Annotated in this window: 24 protein-coding genes and 3 pseudogenes; 8 read left to right on the forward strand and 19 right to left on the reverse strand. The window is 44.7% G+C overall.

Annotated elements, in window-relative coordinates:
* Nucleotides 1-160: 160 nt before the first annotated feature.
* From CS022_RS17545 to CS022_RS17580, 8 genes and pseudogenes are all read right to left on the reverse strand, one after another.
* Nucleotides 161-1,321: a PQQ-dependent sugar dehydrogenase gene (locus CS022_RS17545; protein ID WP_129123367.1), complete on the reverse strand. Its 1,161-nt coding sequence runs from the start codon at nt 1,319-1,321 to the stop codon at nt 161-163.
* A 169-nt stretch (nt 1,322-1,490) separates the two neighbouring features.
* Nucleotides 1,491-2,162: an SRPBCC family protein gene (locus tag CS022_RS17550; RefSeq protein WP_129123368.1), complete on the reverse strand. Its 672-nt coding sequence runs from the start codon at nt 2,160-2,162 to the stop codon at nt 1,491-1,493.
* A 35-nt stretch (nt 2,163-2,197) separates the two neighbouring features.
* Nucleotides 2,198-3,076, reverse strand: coding sequence for a MaoC family dehydratase (locus tag CS022_RS17555; RefSeq protein ID WP_129123369.1), 879 nt, complete (start codon nt 3,074-3,076; stop codon nt 2,198-2,200).
* Between the two features lie 3 nt (nt 3,077-3,079).
* Nucleotides 3,080-4,402, reverse strand: a complete 1,323-nt coding sequence (locus tag CS022_RS17560; RefSeq protein ID WP_129123370.1) for a 3-oxoacyl-ACP reductase — start codon at nt 4,400-4,402, stop codon at nt 3,080-3,082.
* Nucleotides 4,403-4,867: 465 nt separating this feature from the next.
* Entirely contained in the window at nt 4,868-5,104 is a 237-nt protein-coding gene (locus CS022_RS17565) for a YdcH family protein (protein WP_129123371.1), read from the reverse strand.
* A 301-nt stretch (nt 5,105-5,405) separates the two neighbouring features.
* A complete protein-coding gene (locus tag CS022_RS17570) occupies nt 5,406-5,669 on the reverse strand; it encodes a DUF2960 family protein (RefSeq protein ID WP_129123372.1) in 264 nt (87 codons plus the stop codon).
* A 195-nt stretch (nt 5,670-5,864) separates the two neighbouring features.
* Nucleotides 5,865-7,753 (reverse strand): annotated as a pseudogene (locus CS022_RS17575) (alkaline phosphatase family protein).
* 148 nt (nt 7,754-7,901) lie between these two features.
* A complete protein-coding gene (locus CS022_RS17580) occupies nt 7,902-8,561 on the reverse strand; it encodes a tetratricopeptide repeat protein (protein WP_129123373.1) in 660 nt (219 codons plus the stop codon).
* Nucleotides 8,562-8,896: 335 nt separating this feature from the next.
* On the opposite strand from CS022_RS17580, the gene CS022_RS17585 reads away from it, so the two are divergent.
* Nucleotides 8,897-9,670, forward strand: a complete 774-nt coding sequence (locus CS022_RS17585) for an alpha/beta hydrolase (protein WP_129123374.1) — start codon at nt 8,897-8,899, stop codon at nt 9,668-9,670.
* A 97-nt stretch (nt 9,671-9,767) separates the two neighbouring features.
* On the opposite strand, the gene CS022_RS17590 is transcribed toward CS022_RS17585, so the two are convergent.
* Nucleotides 9,768-10,727, reverse strand: coding sequence for a methylenetetrahydrofolate reductase (locus tag CS022_RS17590; protein ID WP_129123375.1), 960 nt, complete (start codon nt 10,725-10,727; stop codon nt 9,768-9,770).
* A 338-nt stretch (nt 10,728-11,065) separates the two neighbouring features.
* On the opposite strand from CS022_RS17590, the gene CS022_RS17595 reads away from it, so the two are divergent.
* The 7 genes and pseudogenes from CS022_RS17595 (at nt 11,066) to murQ (ending at nt 16,175) form a co-directional block, all read left to right on the forward strand.
* Nucleotides 11,066-11,257, forward strand: a complete 192-nt coding sequence (locus CS022_RS17595) for a hypothetical protein (protein ID WP_129123376.1) — start codon at nt 11,066-11,068, stop codon at nt 11,255-11,257.
* A 263-nt stretch (nt 11,258-11,520) separates the two neighbouring features.
* Nucleotides 11,521-11,784, forward strand: coding sequence for a hypothetical protein (locus CS022_RS17600; protein WP_145964523.1), 264 nt, complete (start codon nt 11,521-11,523; stop codon nt 11,782-11,784).
* Nucleotides 11,785-11,820: 36 nt separating this feature from the next.
* Nucleotides 11,821-12,570, forward strand: coding sequence for a zinc uptake protein ZrgA (gene zrgA / locus CS022_RS17605; protein WP_129123378.1), 750 nt, complete (start codon nt 11,821-11,823; stop codon nt 12,568-12,570).
* 43 nt (nt 12,571-12,613) lie between these two features.
* Nucleotides 12,614-13,339 carry an ABC transporter ATP-binding protein gene (locus CS022_RS17610; RefSeq protein WP_129123379.1) on the forward strand — a complete coding sequence of 242 codons (726 nt, stop codon included), beginning with the start codon at nt 12,614-12,616 and terminating at the stop codon, nt 13,337-13,339.
* Nucleotides 13,336-14,568, forward strand: coding sequence for an ABC transporter permease (locus tag CS022_RS17615; RefSeq protein ID WP_129123380.1), 1,233 nt, complete (start codon nt 13,336-13,338; stop codon nt 14,566-14,568). Before CS022_RS17610 ends, CS022_RS17615 begins: the two co-directional genes overlap by 4 nt.
* 2 nt (nt 14,569-14,570) lie before the next feature.
* Nucleotides 14,571-15,044: a DUF3299 domain-containing protein gene (locus CS022_RS17620; RefSeq protein ID WP_129123381.1), complete on the forward strand. Its 474-nt coding sequence runs from the start codon at nt 14,571-14,573 to the stop codon at nt 15,042-15,044.
* A 203-nt stretch (nt 15,045-15,247) separates the two neighbouring features.
* Nucleotides 15,248-16,175: pseudogene (gene murQ, locus CS022_RS17625) on the forward strand (N-acetylmuramic acid 6-phosphate etherase).
* A 60-nt stretch (nt 16,176-16,235) separates the two neighbouring features.
* Here the strand turns inward: murQ and CS022_RS17630 are convergent.
* The 10 genes and pseudogenes from CS022_RS17630 to CS022_RS17665 form a co-directional block, all read right to left on the reverse strand.
* Nucleotides 16,236-16,691 carry an NfeD family protein gene (locus tag CS022_RS17630; protein WP_129123382.1) on the reverse strand — a complete coding sequence of 152 codons (456 nt, stop codon included), beginning with the start codon at nt 16,689-16,691 and terminating at the stop codon, nt 16,236-16,238.
* Between the two features lie 13 nt (nt 16,692-16,704).
* Nucleotides 16,705-17,625: an SPFH domain-containing protein gene (locus CS022_RS17635; RefSeq protein WP_129123383.1), complete on the reverse strand. Its 921-nt coding sequence runs from the start codon at nt 17,623-17,625 to the stop codon at nt 16,705-16,707.
* Between the two features lie 127 nt (nt 17,626-17,752).
* The gene (locus tag CS022_RS17640) at nt 17,753-18,454 is read right to left on the reverse strand and encodes a Brp/Blh family beta-carotene 15,15'-dioxygenase (protein ID WP_328590405.1); all 702 of its coding nucleotides are present in this window, start codon (nt 18,452-18,454) and stop codon (nt 17,753-17,755) included.
* Nucleotides 18,388-18,657, reverse strand: a complete 270-nt coding sequence (locus CS022_RS26575; protein ID WP_235869578.1) for a hypothetical protein — start codon at nt 18,655-18,657, stop codon at nt 18,388-18,390. Before CS022_RS26575 ends, CS022_RS17640 begins: the two co-directional genes overlap by 67 nt.
* Nucleotides 18,632-19,831 carry a lycopene cyclase family protein gene (locus tag CS022_RS17645; protein ID WP_161569663.1) on the reverse strand — a complete coding sequence of 400 codons (1,200 nt, stop codon included), beginning with the start codon at nt 19,829-19,831 and terminating at the stop codon, nt 18,632-18,634. The genes CS022_RS26575 and CS022_RS17645 overlap by 26 nt, the downstream gene beginning before the upstream one ends.
* On the reverse strand, nt 19,824-20,171 hold the full coding sequence (locus CS022_RS27395) for a squalene/phytoene synthase family protein (RefSeq protein ID WP_161569664.1): 348 nt from the start codon (nt 20,169-20,171) through the stop codon (nt 19,824-19,826). The genes CS022_RS17645 and CS022_RS27395 overlap by 8 nt, the downstream gene beginning before the upstream one ends.
* Nucleotides 20,168-20,788, reverse strand: a complete 621-nt coding sequence (locus CS022_RS27400; RefSeq protein ID WP_129123387.1) for a phytoene/squalene synthase family protein — start codon at nt 20,786-20,788, stop codon at nt 20,168-20,170. Before CS022_RS27400 ends, CS022_RS27395 begins: the two co-directional genes overlap by 4 nt.
* Nucleotides 20,785-21,753 (reverse strand): annotated as a pseudogene (gene crtI / locus CS022_RS17660) (phytoene desaturase family protein); the annotation flags it as partial. The pseudogene crtI and the gene CS022_RS27400, both read right to left, overlap by 4 nt.
* 103 nt (nt 21,754-21,856) lie before the next feature.
* Nucleotides 21,857-22,273 carry an FAD-dependent oxidoreductase gene (locus CS022_RS26585; RefSeq protein WP_235869579.1) on the reverse strand — a complete coding sequence of 139 codons (417 nt, stop codon included), beginning with the start codon at nt 22,271-22,273 and terminating at the stop codon, nt 21,857-21,859.
* Nucleotides 22,270-23,157: a polyprenyl synthetase family protein gene (locus CS022_RS17665; RefSeq protein WP_129123388.1), complete on the reverse strand. Its 888-nt coding sequence runs from the start codon at nt 23,155-23,157 to the stop codon at nt 22,270-22,272. Before CS022_RS17665 ends, CS022_RS26585 begins: the two co-directional genes overlap by 4 nt.
* Nucleotides 23,158-23,176 lie beyond the last annotated feature (19 nt).

The raw sequence follows: 23,176 nt of genomic DNA on the forward strand, positions 1-23,176 counted from the left end.
AATGTTAGTGAAAAGTTAAGATGACTGGATTGGGTCACGTGCATGACAATTTTTTGACTTCTGTAAATCTTTGACAGTTATAGTAAATATTAGTTTTATTAAACGGCTTAGCTCATCGTTCTAGTATAAAGCACTACTACCAATACTTCGCGCGAGATATCTAGTCATCATTTATAGGGCGAAGAAGAAGTATCTCTCCGTTAGCTGAATCTGTCAGTAAGTAGATATCACCATTTGGCCCTTCAATGACATCTCTGATCCGCCCATATTTGCCGTCGAGCATGCGTTCTTCGTGTACGACACGATTCTCATCGAGTTCAAGCCTTACCAACAGGCCAAATTTTAATGATCCGAGTAAAAGATTGTTCTGCCAGTTCTTAAATTTTTTGCCTTTGACTGATGTCATACCCGATGGGGCGATAGAGGGCACCCAGTAGTGAACAGGCTGTTCCATTCCTTCCTGATGGGTACCTTTGCCTATTTTGGTACCTAACCCGTAATTGACACCATAGGTGATGGTTGGCCAGCCATAATTTTTACCGGCCTGGGTGATGTTCAGTTCGTCGCCACCCTGAGGACCATGTTCATGAGTCCAAAGCGTCAGGTTATTGTTTGCGAGTGTCATCCCCTGAATATTTCGATGGCCAAAACTGTATATTTCTGGTTTTGCCTGATCATTTTTTAGGAAGGGGTTATTTTTCGGTGTCGAACCATCTAGGTTAATTCTGATCACGCTACCTTGGTGGTTAGTGAGATCTTGTGATCGGTCTCTTTGGCCCCTGTCCCCCAGTGAGATAAAGAGGTAATTGTCTTGAACAAGCAGTCGGCTGCCGAAGTGGCGACCACCGCCGAGCTTTGGATCCATTCTGAAAACAGTTTTGATATCGGTAACTGAGTTATTGGCAAGAATAGCGGAAATGACACTGGTCCCCGATTTTCGAAAGCTGCCTTTTTCACTGTATGCAACGAAAATTTTACCTGAACTCTCAAAGTCAGGTGCGAGCGCAAGGCCGAGCAACCCACCTTGCCCCGTATAAGCAATGTTGGGAATATCGCCCGCTATTTTCGTTATCTTTCCGCTGGGAGATACACGAACCAAACCTCCTTCTCTCTCTGTCACCAACATATCGCCGCTGGGCAGGAATTGCATAGACCACGGGTGATTGAGCCCTTTAGCAACCGACTGAACGGTGAAGGTCTGCTTTTCAGAACTTATGGTATCTGCAATGACGGGAGTGCACAGAGCAACACTCAAAATGACACTCAATGTCTTTATTGAAGAAAATACCCAAGAGGTAAAAATCAAAAAAGTCAGCTTCATGCTTAAGCTCCAAAATCGTCGGTAATGCCAAGGTTTAATAGCAAACTAAGTTTATGAAGATAATGTAGCGGGAATAAAGTGGAATGCCTATTACACGAAAGCCGCGGTTTCTGTCTAAAATGCTTTAAGAGCAGAAACCACGGCCAGTTGAAGCTGTATCTGAGTTAACTTAGATTCCGAGTGCAGCAGCCAATTGATCAGGAATGGCACTCACATCTCGTTTGTCTTCTAATCTTTCTCTCAGATTCTCCAGCGTGTTTTTTACGACGGATTTGGTATTCGCATTTGCCGCAAAAATCGGGCGGAGATTCGGGTTAATGTGAAGTTCAAACTCCACGGCTACCAGCTGATTCTCCAACTCTTCCATACGGAAATGCCCCTTTACATTTGACATTCTTACCGCATTGTCATTGCTAGGGTAGGAGTAGTCCTGTTCAAGCGACATAGTGAAAATGTTGTCTGATGAACGTTGACCAGAAAATCGCATATATGCGTCACGGTCTTCGATACCCAATGGTGCAGAGAAAACAAAATAAAGCGTTTTATCTGCTGCGGATACTTCATTAACAACGGAAGCCTCGACAGAGGAATGAACCCACTCCGTCAGCTCATCGGTTTCTGTTAATACCACCATGGGCGCGGCTAGAGATGTTTTAAATAAAACACGTCCGATAATCGTGTCATAAATGTCACCGTCACGTTTGTATGACTTTAGCTTTATAGAATCGGTATATGTTTGCCCGTCGCTGGCCTTTAATTTAGCAGCAGTCGCTGTTGGGACATAAATTAGCCAGCTCAACATCAAAACGACAAATGAACTTAAAGATAACAAAGGTTTCATACAGCTTCCTTTCTTTATGTTTCGGCTGTTTTCTATTAACAATCTGAGTATTTGATGCGCCCGACAATGTGTAAGTCTTCGCCGTTGTCGTTGAAAACTGCGAATTTAGCAGCAGGGTTAGGTTGGTCTGCTTTTAAATACAGTGATCTTGGAAGAAATACTGGGTTTTTGAACTCCGCATCAACATGGAGTTTGCTATTGGCTTGTGTCACTTTCGCAAGAGCAGCAGATAACAGCCACATTCCATGCGCAATAGGCTTTTTAAACCCAAGTAATTTTGCCGTAACGCCAGACATATGAATCGGGTTAATGTCTCCAGATGCCATTGCATAGCGACGAGTAATTGGGAGTGCACTTTTCAGCGTCTGCGTGAATGCTAGCGACTGTGTTTCGTCGTCAGCGAGTAACGGAGCAGATTTTGGTGCATCCGGGTCAGCAATTTTACGGTGACGGAAAAGATAGCCAGCACGTCCTTCCCACATCAATTCACCGTTGCAGTGCACTTCCGTCTTGAGATAGAACAACACGCCTTTACGGTGTGCGTCATGACCATCAAACTTGACCGAAATATCAAGTTTGCTGCTCTCAGAGATAGGTGAGTGCTGCGTAACTGATTGGGTGAGATGAACCAGACCCAGCAGCTTGAACGGGAAATCCTTCCGCGTCATTAACTTCATCTGAAGCGGAAAGGAAATGATCTGTGGGTAAACAGGTGGCAACACGCCACCTGTTTTTTTCACGCCGATAGATTGGCAATACTTTTTCAGTTTTGCCTTATCACAACGCCATCCTTTATAGGCCAAAGTCACGTCAGACAATCGCCAGTCTTTTACGTTACCACTGTGCATCGCTGCGTGGAGATATAAAGGCAGCATGGAAGGCATTTTAACAGTTTGCGTTCTTCCGATACTCATACGTTATGCTCCCAGCAGGCTTTGACCGCATACTCGAACTGTGTTGCCATTTACAGGGCCAGAAGCATTATCTGCAAACCACAAGATAGTTTCAGCAACATCTTCTGGAAGTCCGCCTTGTTGCAGTGAGCTGATTCTACGACCAACCTGACGCACGCCAAACGGGATCTTCGCCGTCATTTCTGTCTCGATGAATCCTGGTGCGACAGCATTGATGGTAATGGCTTTGTCTTTCATCTTCGGGTTATTAGAAAATGCGTCTACAAATCCTATGACACCTGCTTTGCTGGTGGCGTAGTTAGTCTGTCCTTTGTTGCCCGCAATACCACTGATAGAAGCAACACCTACGACACGACCATTCTGGTTGATTTTGCCTTGGTCGAGCAGCACTTCCGTGAGGCGCACTGGTGCTTCTAAGTTAATAGCAAGTGTCATGTCCCATGCATCGTTCTTCATTGCGGCTAACGATTTATCACGGGTAACCCCTGCGTTGTGAACAATGATGTCTACTGGCTCTGACAGCGCGTCAGCGACTTTTTGAGGTGCATCTGGTTCTGCCAAGTTCGCCAGAACAACTTCGCCGCACAGTGCCTTCATGAGCTTTGTCAAAGCACCTTCGGCAGCAGGAATATCGAGCCCAATAACTGTAGCGCCGCGAGACGCGAAGCGTTCAGCGATAGCTTTACCGATGCCTCTGGATGCGCCTGTTATTAATGCTCGTTTGCCGGCTAAGCTTCCGTTTTCCCAATCAGTCACATTCTCGGCGGAAAGTACACGAACGGTTTGCGCACTGACGTATGCGGAGCGAGGGCTGAAGAAAAAAGACAACGTAGATGTCAGGCCAGCTTCTGCGCCTTCTGATACCTGAACAAGTTGAGCTGTTCCGCCTTTTCTCAATTCTTTACCTAATGAACGAACAAAACCGACCAGTGAGCGCTGTGCTATGCGTTGGTCTGTGCTGGTACATTCTTCTGGCGGACGCCCTATGACCAGTACACGACCACATGAGCGAAGAGTTCGCATACCAGGTTTAAAAAAACTGTGGAGGTATTTGAGGTCATCAAGTGTTTTAATTGATGTGGCGTCAAAGATGAGGCCGTAAGCGGACGAGACATTGAGTTCTGATACTGCAAATCCTAACGATTTGAGTTGGCTTTTTAAAACACCGTTAGCGCGCTCGCCGTTAGGTGTGCCTATTTGAATCACATCCTGTTGGCTGGGCTTGAAATTGTAATCTCTATCAAGGCGCGGAGGGACAGGAAGTCCTAATAACTTACTGATTTTCCCTCCGATTGGAGAATACGTAAAGCGCATGTAACCGTCCATTTATTTACTCCCTTAGTGCTTGCAATTGCAAATAACACATCCTGTGTTCTTTCGCAGTGTATTAAACAATGTCGCAGTTTATTGCATATATAACGCCGATAGCGGCTGTTATATTAACTGCAGCAATGACTGCGTTGTCTTTATAAGTATTGAACCGTGCGTAATTGTAAATATTTAGCCTGACGGAAACTTTATGATGACTGGATGAGGAGAAAGGAATTACTTTCTTTTTCAATATTGTGTTGTGTTTTACCGTGCAGTATTTTGTTTAAAACAAAATGTAGCATTACACAATAATTGGATAGCGTCTATCAACTTGCTAGTTGATATTCACTGGATAATCCGATTACTCTTCCGGAATAAACAGGATGCCGTCCGTTTTACACCCAAAAGCTCATTGCAACTGCAATAAGACTTTAATTTTGCTGCCTTCCGACAGCAAAATTCATCAATTATATATAATTATCAATTAGTTAGTATTTTATACAGCTCATCTTTGAGATGTGCTCGACGTGTTTTTAACTGCATGAACGTTAAATCATCAGTCGGGACATCATTGTTTTCCAGTCCTCTAATCTCATGATCTAAGCTGTGATATTCTTTTGCCCAAGCATTAAATGTTGCGTCTGAATTCTTCAGTAGCTGTATTTTATCCGCAAACTCTGGGAATTCGTAATTAAGACCGTGGTTTTCACCGAGCATAACTTATCCTCCACTCAAAGATGTGTAAACCGCACTAATGTGCACAAAGTCTTACATCGCTGATTAGCACAAGTCTTAACTTCCCAAACACGAGGACAAAAGTGCCAATGAGCTAAATCTGATCCAACACGTCTTAACAAAGCATACTGCGAAATTGCGTGACCGACTACTTTCAGGAACGACGAATTGATGAAATCTCATAAATGAAACGCCGAAATTTCAATATTGTGTAGCAGAAGAAAATATCAATGAGAGAGGTTTGAACAGAGCATAGTCATTATGCTCTGCCTATATTGTCACGTTATCGGTTGTCTTTTATCGACGCGGCTTCTTTTTTCAATAATATGATTTTGCCGAAACCCAGCTTGTTGAAATAGCTGTCTCTATGGTTCTTTAGGGCTTTTCCATCAGCAACTATTTCAAGCTGTTTTTCCATGTTCAGGAATTCGCTGAGGTCAATACCTTCAGCGTCTGCGGCTGCCTCATGCGGCGTACGATGACGTTGAAATGAAAATGTGACGACTTTGGTTTCGCCTTTGTAGATGTATTGTAGCTGGCGTGACATGAAGAAAAACCTGTAATTTTGAACAATCGGCGGGGAGTATTTAACACTGAACCACGCAAGTCAAATGCTATCCCACCCGTTAGCAACAATTCGCCTCTTTGCCGATGTAAATGCGAAGTTCTAGGTCGAGCTTGCCTAGCTTAGCCTTGCTAGGGCACACTGCGCGATTGTGCGCAGCGACAATGAGCTCGGCTATCAGTCATTTTTCGGCGGGGGGAAGTAAATTATGTCACCATCCCCCGTTAACAGCGATATATCCTTCGGCGAACCGTCGTCGTTCAGCGTCAGCTGACCCACAGCACTGCTATTGACAAGATATTGTTTAGATCCGTTATTAGGCCTGCGTTTGACAATTCTCATACGTTTACGTCGTGTAAACACGTTCAATGGCGAGCGTGTGGTAAATAACAGCCTATCGAGCCATTCGAATACGGACAGGAACGGCTCTGGAAATTGATTTCGTAAACCACTGCAGGTTATCTGCCAGATTCTGGGGCTACTTTTGCGGAAACGGATCATGATGTCGTAGGCAAACGAGTAATGTACATCCCCCGATAAGACAATGAAATTACGTGGAGTTTTGGGGTGTTTAACTATATTTAAAATGCCATTTGCAGAACCTGGATGTGCCATCCAGTTTTCTGAGTCAGTTGCCAGAGGTTGACCGAGTAGGGTGGCAATTCGCTGAATAGTCTCAATAAACTTCACACCGAAAATAGGTGCAGGTGAGACAACAATAACCGAGTCGTGGTTGAGCACGTCTTGATGAAAGTCCATCAGGGCTTCCCAGTCCATGAGGCCTGAAGGTTTGTTATCATTCGATTCCGAACGCCATCGACGTGTCCGCGTATCAATGACCACAATTTGTGGATTGGTGGGTATCGTATAGTGCCAGTTTTCAAAATGGCGGAGTGACTGTTCCAGCGCTATGATGCTCGTTTCATCTCGTTTAGTGAAATAATCGCTCACGGACTGGCGAAAATGTTCATCAAATGCGTCTGGCTTATTGCCCCATCCCTGACATACATAATATGCAAGTAATGCGTTACCAATAACCCTGCTTCCATATGCTGATGAATACACCGCCTTTTCCCAGCCAACGGTAAGGTTGAAATCATCAGTAACGTCATGATCATCAAATATCATGTATGTCGGGATGTGCGCAAAGAGTCGTTGGGTATGATGAAGCTCCGAACTGAAGCGGGTTATTCTTTCATGTTCTTTGTTCCAACGTTGTTGATGTGCAGGGTTCTCAGGAAAAAGGGTTTCAGCAGCCGGTAGCGAAAGGATGGACCACAGTGCGGGTGACCACACAAGAAGATAATGAGCAAAATATTCATTAAAGGTTAACAGGTGGTTATCCAACGTACGGGAGCTGAAAACGGGTTCTGCAGGCTTGTTCAACAACTTTTGAAGCCATGAATGACCGAGTTTACTGTGTGGTAAATAGCTCTTCCGCCCGTAGATACTGAGCTTTTCGTTGATATCACTGCATGAGGAAAAGGGGGCGTCAGTAAATGGCTGGTCATACATACCCAAAAGCGCGATTGTTTGCCTTATGGCCCACATCAAAGGTCCGCTGACATCATCGGCATAGATTTGATCACCTGACATGATCAGCATATCTACCGTTGTTTGGGAGCTAACCGAGATTGCTGGACATCAAGCGCCGTCAATGCATCTTTACAATTATGGTGAGGGTGGCGGCATGAGCCATGAGCAATGTTGTCTGTTTTCGAAGGGATCATGAATGTGGGACGTTGCTCATCGTCATAAAGCAGGCCGTCAATCTGTACTAAAAGCGAACCAGTGTCGTCCTGGATGTCGTATTCGAGTTCAGTATCTCTGGGGAAGCCGCTTTCAGAGACAACTTCTTTCATCATTACAAAAGCACGCTCGCCAACCTGTAAAAAGTCCTCGTCAACAAAATCGGATGAGCAAATTGCTTTGTTACTTTCACAATCAAAAATGACTGCGTTTGCAGATAGTCGGTCTGTTACTACAGCCCAGATTACCACAGATGACTGGGTGACTCGCCGAAGGATCGGACCCGTGACGACGAGAGGTAATGTATTAGAATTCAAGTAATAAAGCCCGGAACACAAACAAGTTAGTTACTTTACCTTGCGAGTAGTTTTTCGTATACCCACCAGTATCAGTTTAGATGCCAAAAAGTGAGCTACTCACTGAAGGCACGCGCCGATGATAAATCACGTGCCTAACGGTAACGATTTAAATGTGGGTAAACGTCTGTGTATCAATTTTGTTTATCGCTTCTTGAGAACGTTCAAGCCACATCTCCGCGACTTGATCTTCACCGATCAGATAAAGCGTTTCGATCAGTTTCTGCTGTGCATTAACGTATTCCTGACGTGCTGACATCGTCAGATAGAAAAGGGCCTTTTCCATATCTTGTGGGATGAGGTGTCCCTGCAAGAAAAGAATACCAAGCGCGTATTGTTCAACTTTACTGTCACAAGATGATAGTTCGACGATCCACTTTAACTCAACATATTCGAGATTAAGCTCAAGCGTTGACTCCACCTGTTCTGGCGAAGATTGCTCATTACTGTAATGCTCAGAGGCATCTGCTTTGCAATACTCTAGATACAAAGAAGACAGTTGAGAGACATTGGCATCATCTACGCCGTCCATAAAGTAGGGTATCGCTGCGCTACAACCATCGCTCTGATTTTGGTTTAATGCTTGCCAGCCCTCAAAGAAGTGACTGGTGAGGAAATCATCGTCATAGTCTGTTGTAGTTGGACAGCTCTTTAATGAGACTAAAGCGCCTGCGTCTGGTTGATTATCATTAAATACATGGTCTGAATGCTCGTTCCCGCAGCCGAATAGAAATAAAATAAGCCATAGAGTTATGTTTTTTATAGGCAAAATCTGAAACCTCTCCTTGTTTCAACCGACAAAATTATAAAAAAAATTTATAAATTGATACGTCACATATCTAGGATTCGATATTCTAAATGCGCACTTTTTAGTCATTCAGAAGCGTTTTCGGTGGCAAAGGTGTACCGATACCTGTTAATGAGGCAGAGCTGGCATTTTTCGGAAGGGGATTTGATTAAGTTAATTATTAGAGTAAATAATCTATTTAATCCCATGTCGGTGAATTTCATGATTTCAGCATTCGTAATACCACAAGGAAGACGACTTCAGCCTCATGAATGACCCAATTAGGGCGCACTACTATTTCTTAAAGGAAAACACGAATGGCAGATGAAAAGCACATTGTTTTGATTCATGGTACTTGGGGACACGGCTCTGATTGGGCGGAAATGGTTCCGGAACTAGAAAAACGCGGGTTTACTGTGCACGCCCCTTCCCTTCGTTTTCATGATCTGCCGATTCTTGAAGGCGCGATCAAAATGGGGGAAGTGAGCTTACGTGACTATGTGAATGATTTGAAAAACTTTGTAGAGTCGCTGAGTTCTCCACCAATTATTGTCGGTTTGTCTATGGGCGGGCTGTTAGCGCAATTAGTCGCAGCGAGAACAGAACATAAAGCCCTGGCATTGTTTTCTCCTGCTCCGGCAGCGGGCATTTTTGCTATGTACCCCAATATGGTCAAGATGTTCTACAAGTACTTCCTCCGCTGGGGGTTCTGGAAAAAGCCAATGTTTCCCAGCTGGCCTGAGTTTCGTCAACATGTTTTGAATGAAAAGACCAATGAGCAGGCTGAACAGTTTTTCACAACACTCACGGTAGAATCTGGACGTGCCTATGCAGAAATGGCGGGTTGGATGTTCGACAAGCATAAATCTGCCTACGTGGATGTCGAAAAGGTAAAAACGCCTGTTATCGTTTTTTGCGGTCACAAGGACAAAACGGTATCGCCGAACATTGCCAGAGCGACAGCCAAAAGATATACCAACTCAACCTTGGTTGAACTGCCTGAATCTGATCATGTGATGATACTGGGTAAAGAGCTACCGGGGGTTATGGATAACTTCGATAAATGGCTGTCTGAACAGGCCATTAACTGATTTATCTATTACGAATGAAGAGCGATAAAAAGGATGGCACTGGCCATCCTTTTTTAAAGAGCATGTTAAATACCCGGGCTAAAAACCCAAATGTGTATTACCCAGCGAGCTGTTTTTCTGCCAAATTTAATTCCATCGTCGCCTTTAGTAACCGATATAGATTGATCGATGCATCGATCTCTTCTTTACGGTTTGTCAGGCTCTCGATATTCAGACCAAGCGGTACATTAAGAGCGGCACAGCTTTGCAAAATTAGATTTAGATTTTCCCGACATATTCTGACAGATTCATTCAATGGCTGTTCAGCGTCCAAAATACGCCATTTTGTCGCTTCAGGAACAGAGATACCCAGCCACTCCATAAACTCTAATGTTTTTTCACTGCCGCATGGTGAGAATGTCAAGACAATACGATTAGGCTCGTTACCTTGCTGACGACAGGTTCTTGCATAGCTGGTGATCAAATTGATGGTTGCCTGAGCATCATATACCGCTTGAGAGATGAAAAACTGGCAGCCTTGCTCTGTTTTGGTAATTAAACGTTCATGCTCATTACGCTTCGAAGAGTGGCGTTCGGCAATCGTCACACCGCCAAGGAAGAAGTCATTATCATGTTCTTCAAGGGCTGCATAAGCATCAGGCAAACTCAATTTAATTTCGCCGTCTGATGATGGACTCCCCACAAGTACCAGATTATCGAGCTGGTAAGTAGATTTGGTTTCATCCAGCCACTCCACAAACTCAGCTTTTCCACGTTGGGCAACACTTTTGTACGTAATGACATCTTGATCAGAAATTTGCTTTACAAGCTGACTGTACTCGCGTGGGTCGACAGTGTGCTTAAAGGGGAATGGTCTTGGCACATCAGTTCGGCTACTTTCGTCTTGAATGTCGTAGATAACGACACCGTCGAATTCAATTTCATGAAGGCGTGCGAGGAGTTTATGGGCGATTTCCGCTACTTTCTCTTTGTCGGTTCCTAACTTAGGTGGCGTAGTACCTATGAGGTAAACACCTTGAGAGGGATCCTTTATTTTTTCTTTGAGTGATAAGGCCATATTACAAACGTCCAACTGTTAACTCTCTTAATCTGATAGCACTATACCAGCCATTTAGACGTCTAGATATCCCATGTTCATGAAAAAAATTCATAATTTAGTATTTTAGACGGAAAAATATTTATCGAATCCAGCAAGCTTATTCAATAATGCACATAAGAGGCTGCCAAGTATTTCGAGTTAAAACAAGTAATTTAAATACTGCCTAATGGAACTCTTTCGCGGCGTTTGGCACCAAATGGAGTTAGTTTAATGTCAGCCGACCTTGGTCAGGACCTTAATCAGGTATCACCCTTTGGGTCAAGGTATTGGTTTACAACAATTTACAGGGACTCATCATGAACCAGACTCAAGAATTGAAAGCGACACTTATGCAATTACAGTCTCAAATCAACAGACTGGATGCTAAAGACAAAGCGGTTTACGAAAACGCTAAGACTGATATCGAAGCTTTGATCAAGAAACAAGGTCAATTCGCTATCGCCGCTGTATGTGTAAAGGCTGTTGAATTGCAACTAAGCCATGGCTAACACCCATTTCATTAGGTTGCCTTTACGGAAGGGCGACTTGTTAAGGCCAATTGTTCATTGTTTGGCCTCTAATTTACTTTTCTGCGCGATGTAACCCAAACTTCCTGATTGTTTATCTTGCCCTCTTAATAATCACTGTCATATTTAGGAAATATTAAATATGTAGTCTCGCGTCCAGCCCAATTCCTCGTGAGTGGCACGTCAGATTTTCAGAGAGTTCTGCTTTGCTCGGTTCATTATTCCAAAGATATGTATTGCCTAAATTGGCCATAATACTTCTGTGTTGTGCAGTTGGTGTTCAAGCCATTTATGTATCTGAGCACCTGACTGAAATCGACCATCTATCTGAACCTGAAAACTGTCAGGTTTGTCATGCATCAATTGTTGGCTTTGATTTGATTTCTTATCCGGCTTTGCAGTCTGATTGGTTATCGGTCAAAAATAACTGTGTTTCATTCACATTTCTTGCTCATGTCAGCATTGCCTTTAGTGCCAGAGACCCGCCAAATCAACCTGTTAGCGTATAAATATTTAACTTCTTACATTTAACAAGGTGAAAAATAATGGGTACTAAAATTAAATTGGCCGTTGCTATTGCCAGTGCTGCTGTAATGTCTTCTTCTGTATTCGCTGAGGAAAAAGATCACCGACATCACAAGGCGCATGTCCACGCAGAAGTGACAGTGAACTTGCTTCAGTCTGATGAATCAGTGCTACTTGAAATTGAAGCACCAGCCAATGACGTTGTGGGGTTTGAGCACCAACCAAAAAATGATGCACAGAAAGACGCTATCAAGAGAGCGTTAGCATTACTTAACAAGCCAGACAGTCTTTTTGCTTTCAATAAAGATGCAGAGTGTGAAGTGAAGGATATCGACATCGCACATACGTTCGACGTTGAACATGACGATCACGATGAGCACCACGATGACCATAAGAAAGGCCATGACCATCACGATGAGCACCACGATGACCATAAGAAAGGCCATGACCATCACGATGAGCACCATGATGACCACAAGAAAGGCCATGATGATCACGACGAGCACCATGATGACCATAAGAAAGGTCATGATCATCATGACGAGCATAAAGGCCATCATGACGATCATCACGATGAGCACAAAGCGGAACACAGAGAATTCATCGTGAATTACAGCTTCGAGTGTCACCATCCGGAAAAACTGAGTTCGTTCTCAACAAACTGGTTCTCTGAATTTTCAGCAACTGAAGAAATCAATCTAAAAGGCGTTATGGACAAAGGTGCGGTATCTAAAGAGCTGACAGCGAAAAATAACAAGGTCTCTCTTTGATTGTTGTGGGGTGCCTTTGGCACCTCACACAAGGAGCACAACAATGATAAAAATTGAGAACATCAAATTTCATTGGCCAGGTCAACGCTCACCGCAGATTGATATCTGTGACCTTGAGCTGGCACAAGGGCATCGTATGTTTATCAGCGGCCAAAGTGGCTGCGGTAAATCAACATTATTAAGTTTAATTGCCGGTATTTCGGTGCCTGATTCTGGCCTGGTGATGGTCGCAGATCGCGATTTAACTCAGATGAAAGCCTCGAAGCGAGATGCTTTTCGCGCTGATCATTTGGGGCTTATCTTTCAGCAATTTAACTTGCTTCCGTATTTGAACGTATTAGAAAACGTCACTTTGCCTTGTTATTTCTCGGCATTACGCAAAAGCAGAGTGAGTGGTGGATTGGAAGTGGAAGCCAAGCGACTGTTGTCTGCTCTTGGCTTAGGTGAAGGGTTACATCGTCAACCTGTGACAGCATTGAGTATTGGCCAGCAGCAACGTGTTGCCGTAGCGCGTGCGTTAATCGGCAAACCGAGCCTTGTTATTGCCGATGAGCCGACATCAGCGCTGGACCATGACTCGAGAGACAAGTTTCTGTCATTGCTGGTTGAACAATGTGAAGCGTCGAACAGCAGCCTGATATTTGTCAGCCATGATCATACTCTCAAATCTCACTTTAATGAGGTTGTCAGCTTACCTGACATAAACCGCGCGTTTTTATCCGATGATAAGAAAGAGAGTGCGCTTTCAGGAGAGGGATCATCACTATGATTGAAATCATCAATCTGGCAAGACGAAGTCTACTTAACCGAAAAAATACGGCCCTCCTCACCACACTGACAGTCGCGGTCTCAGTGTTACTTTTACTGGGTGTTGAGCGTGTTCGAGTTCAAGCTAAAAACAGTTTTGCAAACACTATCTCAGGCACTGACCTTATTATGGGTGCGCGTTCTGGACAGATAAACCTGTTGTTGTACTCGGTTTTTCACATTGGTAACGCAACGAATAATGTTAGTTGGGAGACGGTAAAAGATATCAGGGCAGATCGTGCGGTGAAGTGGATTATTCCCATTTCTTTGGGAGATTCGCACCGAGGGTTTCGTGTCACTGGGACGACTGGCGACTTCTTCACCTATTATCGCTACGGTAAAAAACAGTTACTGTCGTTCAGGGAGGGTAAGGCTTTCTCAGATGTCTTTGATGTGGTAATCGGGGCTGAAGTTGCACGACAACTTAATTATGAATTGGGTGATGAAATTATAATTGCTCACGGACTCTCTGACCGTTCATTTACCCGCCATAATGACTCACCGTTTTCTGTATCAGGCATATTGTCAGCGACAGGTACTCCCATCGACCGGGGTATATTTGTCTCTTTAAAAGCGATTGATGCCATTCATATCGGTTGGAAGCAAGAGGATCTCGATACCATTTTGCAAAGAGAGCCCGAGGCCATCACGGCGGTCTTTCTGGGTCTCAGTTCTAAGTTACAGACCTTTAGCTTGCAGCGAAAAATCAATGAATATCCAGAAGAACCTCTCACGGCGGTTATTCCTGGATTGGCGTTGAGTGAACTCTGGTCAATGATGTCGGTGGCCGAACAAACACTCCTGATCATTTCAGGGTTTGTGGTTGCTGCAGGTCTCTTGGGTATGTTGTCGAGCCTACTTACGGGTCTCAACGAGCGTCGACGTGAAATGGCCGTTTTACGTGCGGTAGGCGCTCGACCCATCCACGTATTTATGCTGCTCATCAGCGAGGCGACCCTTCTGACATTTGGTGGGATTATCCTTGGTGTGTTGCTATTGATAGCGGGGCTGTCTTTGGGTGGGCCAATTCTTCATAGCCAATATGGTTTGGTATTAGATGTATGGCATATCACAAACCATGAATTACTCCTGCTGGGAGTCGTGCAGGCTGCGGGTATGTGCATAGGCGTTTTACCTGCAATCAGCGCGTATAGACAATCTTTAACAGACGGAATGACAATTAAGGTTTAACAATGAAAAAGTTAATTGGGTTGCTGCTCCTCAGCATTGCTTCTTTCTCGTATGCCGATCAGGAACAAGCATTGGACTGGCAAGATTTAATACCGGAGGCGGAGCGTCTTCAAAATACCCAGTCCATACCTCAATTTATGCATCAAGGACCGGGAGTACAAAATACAAACGTTACGGTTCGTGAAGATCTCAACGATAAGCTCGTTGGTCTGACAGGGTTTGTTATCCCATTGGAAGGCGATGCAAACAGTATCACAGAGTTTCTGTTGGTACCATTTTTGGGGGCCTGTATTCACGTGCCGCCACCACCGCCAAACCAACTTGTTTACGTTAAATTCGAAAATGGCGTACCACCCAGTGAGCTTTGGGATGTCGTTTACGTCATTGGTAAACTCAAAACGGTGCCGGTGGATACAGATGGCATCATGTCTGGGTACTTGATAGAAGGTACAGAAGTTCGGACTGAAGAGTTATAACCATCGCTTTTAGTTAAAAAAACAAAACCCCGACTAGAACTCGGGGTTTTGTTTTTGTCTCGGAGAAATGACAAGCATTGCATAGCAAAAGCGTATATCAATTAGTTATGGTGGAAAACGATAACTAATCGAAACGATTCAGATCGAGTTAGCTATTATCAATTAAAACAACGTTATATAGCCTGACGAGTAAAGGAATACCTATGTCTATATCTGATAGAAGCGGTTCAATTTCTGATTTGGTGACAGAAAGCCGTAATCCGGCGACACAGCATATTGATAAACTCGATACGCTGGACATGCTTCGTGTTATCAATAGTGAAGATAAAAAAAGTCGCGCTGGCTGTTGAAAAAACACTTCCTCAGATTGCAGATGCAGTGAATCTTATCGCTAAAGCCTTCAAGCGTGGAGGACGACTCGTATATGTTGGCGCAGGTACATCAGGCCGATTGGGGGTTTTAGATGCCAGTGAGTGTCCACCAACGTTTGGAACGGATCCAAACATGGTGTCTGCTGTTATCGCTGGTGGCGAATCTGCAATTAGAAATGCTGTTGAGAATGCTGAGGATAATGAGCAAGCAGCGGTCAATGATATGATTGATATTGCTGTTTCTGCCACTGATATTGTTGTTGGCATCGCAGCCAGTGGTCGAACGCCTTATGTCATTTCAGCGTTAGAGTACGCAAATCATATTGGCGCAGGGACTATCGGTATCTCCTGCAACCCTGGGTGTGAGGTTGACGTTATTCCTGATATTGCCATTACCCCTGTTGTTGGCCCGGAGGTCATTACAGGCTCATCGAGAATGAAAGCGGGCACAGCACAGAAAATGATATTAAACATGCTGACAACAGGCGCCATGGTCAGAATGGGAAAGGTTTACGGTAACCTTATGGTGGATGTGCAGGCGTCAAATGCCAAGCTTATTGAACGGCAGAGAAATATCATCATGGATGCCACATCGTGTTCAGAAGACAAGGCTAAAGAAGCTCTTGCGGAAAGCGACGGGCATTGTAAAACAGCGATACTGATGATTCTTGCAGATCTTACTGCTGACGAAGCGAAGAACTTACTTGACCAGCATGACGGGTTTATCGGTGATTCGTTTGTCGATCGCCCTTCACATTAGCCTGATGTTGAAGCAATAAAAAAACGGGCATGATGCCCGTTTTTTTATTGTCTTTTAGGTTTAGGCTTCAATCGGTTCGATAACCAAGATGATGCCATCAACATCAACCACTTTTACTCTTGACCCTGCCGTAATTTCAACTGAGGAGCGGGCAGACCATGTTGTATCACCCAGTTTTACTCTGTTTGTTCCTACGACCACATCTTCGTCAAGTGTAATTTCTTGTCCAACAAGCTGGCTTTCTTTTTGATTGAGTTTGCGGCTTGCGTCTCCTGTCTGGTCACTTTTCAACTGTCGACGCCACCAAAGCCACGTTGTTGCGAGTGACAAAGCACCAAATGACATCCACTGCAGTTGCCAGCTCATCGGTATAAAATTCATCAATGCGCCAACAATCAATGCTGAAATGCCCATCCAGAGCAGGTATCCACCCGTCCCAAGTAACTCGGCGATGAGTAACAGCAAACCAAATGCTAACCAGTGTAGGTAGTTAATCTCTGACAGTAGCTCAATCAATGTGTCACCTTTTTTATTTGGTTTCTGAATTATGCTTGAACATCTCGGCAATACCTGCGACCGAGCCCATGAGTCCTGATGCTTCCAAAGGCAGCATAATGATCTTACCATTTTCAGCCTGACCGATGGTTTTCAATGCTTCGGTATAACCCTGAGCGATGAAGTAGTTGACTGCCTGCATGTCACCTTTTGCAATTGCATCACTGACCATACTGGTTGCTTTCGCTTCTGCTTCAGCAGCACGTTCACGTGCTTCAGCTTGAAGAATAGCGGCTTGCTTTTCACCTTCAGCTTTCAGAATTTCAGATTGCTTCTGGCCTTCAGCACGCAAAATTTCGGCTTGACGAATCCCTTCGGCTTCGAGGATTTCAGCACGCTTGTTACGTTCTGCTTTCATCTGAGCGTTCATCGCTTCAGTCAGATCGGTTGGTGGCTGAACATCTTTAATTTCGATACGGGTAACCTTGATACCCCATGGGTTGGTTGCTTCATCGACAATAGCCAGTAGTTTGGTATTGATCATGTCACGTTGACTGAGCATTTCATCGAGCTCCATTGAGCCGAGTACGGTGCGGATGTTTGTCAGTGTGAGGTTACGAATAGCATGCTCAAGGTCAGTGACTTCGTATGCTGCTTTGGCTGCGTCGATGACTTGCACGAAGCAGACGGCATCTATAACGACATTGGCGTTATCTTTTGAGATGACTTCCTGAGCTGGTATATCCAGAACACGTTCCATCATATTGATTTTATTACCAACACTGTCAATAAATGGAATGATCAAGTTTAGGCCTGGTTGCAGGGTGATGGTGTAACGACCAAAACGCTCGACGGTCCAGTTGCTACCCTGCGGTACCGTTTTGATACCCGCAGCAATGAACACGATTGCTATGACGATAAATACGCCAATCGTAATGAGAGAATCTATTTCCATAACACGTATCCTTCTTGTGATTACTCGATGTCGATCAATCTATTTTTGCTTAATATTCAATGGTAAACAATAAAAATGCTGGGATTTTACTCGAATTGTTTAAAACCTCGGATATGAAGCTCTCTGGTTAATCAAATTCACGTTTAGTCAAATGAGTCTCGAAAAGGTGAATGATAAACATGTGGGGAACGGTTAATGCGAATAGCCCAACAAATATTACCTGAAGAGTGGCGGTTGCTAGTGAGGCGTAATCAGAAATGATTGACCAAGCGGCGGTACCAAGTAACAAGGTCAACAATGTGAGAAGTACGATAACAATGATTGATGATTTACTGGAGTCAACCGTCTTAAAAGACAACAGAAGATGCCGGGGAGAATGCAACGCACAAAAATACAGAACAAAGTAAAGCATGATAGGTAACAGCAGTGCACCTGCAGCTAGGCACGTTATATCGATTATTCTCTGTTTGAATTGTGGTGCCTTACGATGAGCGGTGATGTTTACCGCAAGGTAAAGGGAAGACATCAGAAACAGGACCTCTGCTACGTCGATAATTAGATGAACAACATTATCCGCGACTAGACTTTGCAAGATTAAATCGCCGAATATATCCATCACTTCGTTCGGAGAAATGGCAGCAGGCAAACAAAGAACCCAAACTCCGAAGCTTAATCTTGCAAAAGTGGATGAATCAGACCAGTCTCCGCCAAAGTGCCAAACGGAAATGATTAAGAAGATGATCAAACTCATGGCAGGTGCGATTACCCACATGGCGACGCAGGCAAGCGCGATAATGACATAGGTAAAAAACCAGATAAAAAACTGAATAGGCGATTTCCAGAGCTCAGGGAGTGAGAGATGGGAAGATCCATAGCGCCGTGTGGAATCCCCATTAAAGCGATGAGCATTACCGCAACGACGAGCTGAGTTGATTCATGAAAGACACTGACAGCACAAAGAAGCGGTATACCAGCTACTGGCAACAATGAAAGAAGCGTCTCTTGCTTACTGCTTCCTAGCAACAGCTTCATCTTGCTCTCTCCAATAACGAGACATCAGCAGCTTGGCGATGAGGGCTCTCAAAAAGAGTAACTTAGGCATAGCGTTAATCACTTTAAAGAGGTCCAGCAGAGTCGCATTGTCTGACATAAACCTAGCGAATGTCGCTCCGTTGGTTTGTTTTGTCATGTTGAATAACAAACTGGATGCCGACACTTTTCCAGATGCTAGAACATCAAGGAAAAGAGAATCCATTGCCCTTTCGATTTTTGTTGAGCAATGAAGGTCTGGAATTTGTCCATATTTTTCGTAGTGAAGGGCACAATCTTTCGCCCATTTCTGTATTCGACTAAAGCCATACCCTGTCGATGCTCTTAGCGCACCAGCGGCAACACCGCCTTTGATGATGCCATTCTTGCGGGCTTCTCTTTGAGTTGGCAATCCCATCGGCAATACGCCTTGTTCTGTCCGTATTATTGCTTCTCGAATGACATGAAAACGGTAGTTGATAATTTTCATCAAAAATGGCTTAAGGACTTCTGGAGAATATTGTTGCTTAGAAAATGCAGTCAACTCGACCAAAAGGCGATTGTTATCGACGGGGATGAGATACAAGAACAATAGGCCAAAACGTGTGTCGGTTAGCCTTTCCATTAAATGAGGACGTGTGTAGGTTGATTGTCCGTCTTGGAGCTGTATTTCCGCACCGATAAAAATTTGAAACATTTTAGACTGCTTAAGAATGGAGTCTGGGGGAGGGCGGCAATCAATCACGTGACTGGCAGAGACGTTGTTTCCTGATAACGTCGTAACATTGAACCCAGTCTGTGTCGCGAGGACATCTTTGACTTGCGTATCAAAAAGTAGTGAACAACGGGGTGTTAGATTAAGTTGAGAGACACGTAGCTGGTAAAAATCACTGGATTTTACGAAGTGATATGCCCAGTTATTTGCATGATGCACAACCTGATCAAAGTTGGTTGAGACAAGCCATTCCGACCAACTGTTGCTGACAGGGACGGATTCTGGCGGATTTTTTTCGCCAAAAAAGCACCACGTTCGGTCATTGGTGTACTTTTTTCGTGCCTCCAAAACACATATGGAAGGGGGTACTGAAAGTTTCCCGAGCTCAGCGGCGAGTGACAGCCCAGACGCGCCACCACCAATGATGCCGATGTCATAACGCCGTTTCTCCAGATTATTCACTATGGTGTCTTAATGAGGCGATAGCCTCATGCAAAGCGGGTTCATGGGCTTTGTCTGAACGAACAGTCCATTGCCTTAAACCCAACAGCATTTGTGTCATCGCTCTTGTTTTTCTCAGCTTGCTGACAACCACTCTTCCTTGGTAAACGTCATACTGACGATCGCGGAGAACGACTCCAATCTCTCGATATACGGCTAGGGCTGCAGCGATGGCGACTCTGGACCTAAAAGGTAAGTATCTGAGACCCGCTTGCGCGCTTGCATAGTATTTATCGGCGAGACTGAGTAACTTTTTTGTGGCATACGCGATAGTTTGTTTGTCACCATCTGATTCGTTCAAAATATCGTGTGCTGACAAACCATCGACCAATCGGTTGGAAGATATCTTCTTGCCATTTGCGCATCTTCGATGACATCACGTGCTATGTTAGTCATCTGCATCGCGATACCTAAATCAATGGCAAACGGCGTTCCGCCCTCTCGGCTGTTGAGTATCGGACACATCATTTCGCCAACAGTGCCTGCGACGTAGTAACAGTAACGGATGAGTGAACGCTCATCGGCAATTTCGACCGTTTCAAGATCCATCGCAACACCACATACCAATGATTGCAGTGAGTGGGTGGGTAGACCCCACTCTTGGGAAAGTGCGAGTACATCGATGGTGGCTGGGTGAAGGGGTTTATTGATGATGAGTGACTGACGAATGAGGGCCAGTTCCTCTTTTGCATGATTTTTATCCTCAGATTCGTCTGCTATGTCATCAACTTGTCTGCAGAAGGCGTAAAGTCTGGCTGCCGCTGCAAATCTTTTACCTGATAGAAAGCGTCCGGCCAAGTGGAATGACTTACCATGTTGTTTGAGTACAGATGTTGCTGCACAATCTGAGGACTCAAATCCTGTCTTAAACTTCGCGGGCAAAACAATATCAGGAAGATCTATTTTTTCTTGGCTCATGATGTGCTCCGCTCATGGGTTGTGTCAGGTATCAAATGTTCCAGCACTTTTGCAGAGGAAAGCACACCGGGCACACCTGCTCCGGGATGCGTCCCCGCACCTACAAGGAATAAATTTTCTATACCTTCGCCTTTGTTGTGATAGCGAAACCACGCTGATTGGCGGAAAAGAGGCGCTATTGAGAACCCTGCGCCCTCAGCGCTCAAGTAACTCTCTGCAAAGTCATCAGGCGTTTTAAAGAAGTCTGACGTGATGGTGTTCTCAAGATCTGGCAGGATTGAACGATCGAGTGCGGCCACAATGCGGTCTCTAAGTTTAGGCCCTTCGATATCCCAATCGATATTACCCAGTTGGTTGGGTACAGGTGCCAAAACGTAAAATGAATCGCAGCCTGACGGTGCAAATGATGGATCGGTCGCTGTTGGCCTATGAACATAAAGGGAGAAGTCTTCGGTCAGTATTTTCTTGTCGAAAATATCACTGAGCAAGTCCTTGTAGCGCTTACCGAGCCAAATCGTGTGATGAGCAACGTCTTGGTATGTTTTTGTCGTTCCGAAATACAACACGAATAACCCCATCGACATTTGGCTTGATGAGGTTTTTACTCTGCTCGAAAATGATTGCTCTTCTTTTGGGATCAAGTGTTTGTATAGGAACTTAGGATCAGCGTTTGAAACAACGAGATCTGCTTCACGTGACTCACCATTATCTAAGTTAACGCGCTTGATCTGTTTATCATCGATGTCAAAACCAGTGACAGTTGTGTTTAGCTTTACCTCAACCCCTTGCCTATGTAGCAGATCGGTAAGCGCCTCAACGACAGCACCTGTTCCACCTTTTGGAAAATAGATTCCCCACTTTCTCTCTAAGAAGTGGATCAAACTGTAGATGCACGTTGTATCAAAGGGGTTACCACCGACAAGAAGCGGCTGAATGGAAAACGCCTGTCGCAACCTATCATCTTTTAGGTGTTTTGATACGAAAGACCAAACTGACCGGTGACTACCAAGCTGAACAAGTTTGGTATTTGCGCCACCATGGTTCTAAATTCGTGAAAAGGTTGATCGGCTAACTGAGAAAAACCGACATCAAATATTTTTTCTGATTCTCTGACCAGCGCCTCGTAACCATCAGCGTCAGATGGCGAGAGGCGAGTGATCTCTGCAACGGTATCTTCGACAGTGCTCCATAATCAAAGGTTTCTCCGTCACTGAATTGAAACCGGTACCAAGGTGTAAGCGGAAGCAGGGTTATGTAATCGCTCATAGCCTCGTTGAAAAGTTCGAACAACTCTTCAAGCAAAAAAGGAGCGGTAATGACTGTGGGGCCTGCATCATGTTTAAAACCGTCTTTACAATAAACCTGAGCTCTTCCACCCAGAGCATTACACCGTTCGATCAGGGTGACCGAGTAACCTTTTGCCCGCAAGCGAAGTGCCGAGGCAATGCCTCCGAGACCACCACCGATGACTATCGCGTTTGTCATGCTTTGTCCTCCGATAGTGATGCCCGTAAGCCGAGAATGTAAGTGTTGAATATCTCACTCAACTGACCCGGTAATGTGGAGATGTCTCGCTTTACTTCATCCAATAACGTAAACACTCTGAGAGACGCAACAGAGTCAGATTTTTCACCGTGGCCGTTGTCTCTTAACACGATCACCGCGTTGGGTGCTGCCGCGCCCGTTTCACCTCTGCGTAAATCTTGGTCAACGTCGTTAATATCATCCGTTATCTGATACGCGACGGCGAATTTATATACTGCTTCTCTAACCTGCTCGATTTGGCTCTGGTGACCTGACATTTGATAAACGAGCTCGACAGGAAGGCTAAGTAGGGGACCAGATTTACCCTCAGCCATCTTCTCGTAGTCAAGTAACGTGTAAGATTCGTACCTGGTGTAAGAGAGATCGTGGCACTGGCCTTGGATAGACTTGCAAACACTTCGGTGTATCAAGGTGACACATTGAGGCAATAGCCCGCGACAATCTGCGTGTAAGAGCGCAGCGTACGACGCTGAAATCATGATATCGCCTGCACACAACGCCACGTCGGCACCATACTTTTTCCACACAGTCTCATTTCCTCTGCGTGTGTCGTCATGGTCCTGCAGGTCATCGTGTATTAGGGAAGCATTGTGAAGGAGTTCAGCGACAGCAGCCGCTGCGACTTGGCTTGATTTAGTGAGGTTAAGTGCTTGTCCGCAATGGATAGCTAGTCGTGCTCTGTTTCGTTTCCCCCCTGTTTTCAAGTGATATAGACATGCTTCAGTTGCAGCCGATAAGAGGCTCTCAGAGCCTCTTATCGAGTCATGCATTAAGGCCTCAACATCAGCGAGAATATCATCTACGGGATAGAGATCTTGCGTCATTGTGCCTCCATACAGATAT

The organism is Veronia nyctiphanis, from assembly GCF_004116385.1.
GTDB classification, from domain to species: domain Bacteria; phylum Pseudomonadota; class Gammaproteobacteria; order Enterobacterales; family Vibrionaceae; genus Veronia; species Veronia nyctiphanis.

What these genes read in the sequence shown, in the direction of transcription:
- CS022_RS17665 (WP_129123388.1), bottom strand. Translation starts at nt 23,157, where the DNA reads ATGACGCAAGATCTCTATCCCGTAGATGATATTCTCGCTGATGTTGAG.
- CS022_RS17635 (WP_129123383.1), bottom strand. Translation starts at nt 17,625, where the DNA reads ATGGAAATAGATTCTCTCATTACGATTGGCGTATTTATCGTCATAGCA.
- CS022_RS17610 (WP_129123379.1), top strand. Translation starts at nt 12,614, where the DNA reads ATGATAAAAATTGAGAACATCAAATTTCATTGGCCAGGTCAACGCTCA.
- CS022_RS17590 (WP_129123375.1), bottom strand. Translation starts at nt 10,727, where the DNA reads ATGGCCTTATCACTCAAAGAAAAAATAAAGGATCCCTCTCAAGGTGTT.
- CS022_RS17560 (WP_129123370.1), bottom strand. Translation starts at nt 4,402, where the DNA reads ATGGACGGTTACATGCGCTTTACGTATTCTCCAATCGGAGGGAAAATC.
- CS022_RS17595 (WP_129123376.1), top strand. Translation starts at nt 11,066, where the DNA reads ATGAACCAGACTCAAGAATTGAAAGCGACACTTATGCAATTACAGTCT.
- CS022_RS26575 (WP_235869578.1), bottom strand. Translation starts at nt 18,657, where the DNA reads ATGAAGCTGTTGCTAGGAAGCAGTAAGCAAGAGACGCTTCTTTCATTG.
- CS022_RS17585 (WP_129123374.1), top strand. Translation starts at nt 8,897, where the DNA reads ATGGCAGATGAAAAGCACATTGTTTTGATTCATGGTACTTGGGGACAC.
- CS022_RS27400 (WP_129123387.1), bottom strand. Translation starts at nt 20,788, where the DNA reads ATGAGCCAAGAAAAAATAGATCTTCCTGATATTGTTTTGCCCGCGAAG.
- CS022_RS17545 (WP_129123367.1), bottom strand. Translation starts at nt 1,321, where the DNA reads ATGAAGCTGACTTTTTTGATTTTTACCTCTTGGGTATTTTCTTCAATA.
- zrgA (WP_129123378.1), top strand. Translation starts at nt 11,821, where the DNA reads ATGGGTACTAAAATTAAATTGGCCGTTGCTATTGCCAGTGCTGCTGTA.
- CS022_RS17550 (WP_129123368.1), bottom strand. Translation starts at nt 2,162, where the DNA reads ATGAAACCTTTGTTATCTTTAAGTTCATTTGTCGTTTTGATGTTGAGC.
- CS022_RS17570 (WP_129123372.1), bottom strand. Translation starts at nt 5,669, where the DNA reads ATGTCACGCCAGCTACAATACATCTACAAAGGCGAAACCAAAGTCGTC.
- CS022_RS17620 (WP_129123381.1), top strand. Translation starts at nt 14,571, where the DNA reads ATGAAAAAGTTAATTGGGTTGCTGCTCCTCAGCATTGCTTCTTTCTCG.
- CS022_RS17565 (WP_129123371.1), bottom strand. Translation starts at nt 5,104, where the DNA reads ATGCTCGGTGAAAACCACGGTCTTAATTACGAATTCCCAGAGTTTGCG.
- CS022_RS17555 (WP_129123369.1), bottom strand. Translation starts at nt 3,076, where the DNA reads ATGAGTATCGGAAGAACGCAAACTGTTAAAATGCCTTCCATGCTGCCT.
- CS022_RS17615 (WP_129123380.1), top strand. Translation starts at nt 13,336, where the DNA reads ATGATTGAAATCATCAATCTGGCAAGACGAAGTCTACTTAACCGAAAA.
- CS022_RS26585 (WP_235869579.1), bottom strand. Translation starts at nt 22,273, where the DNA reads ATGACAAACGCGATAGTCATCGGTGGTGGTCTCGGAGGCATTGCCTCG.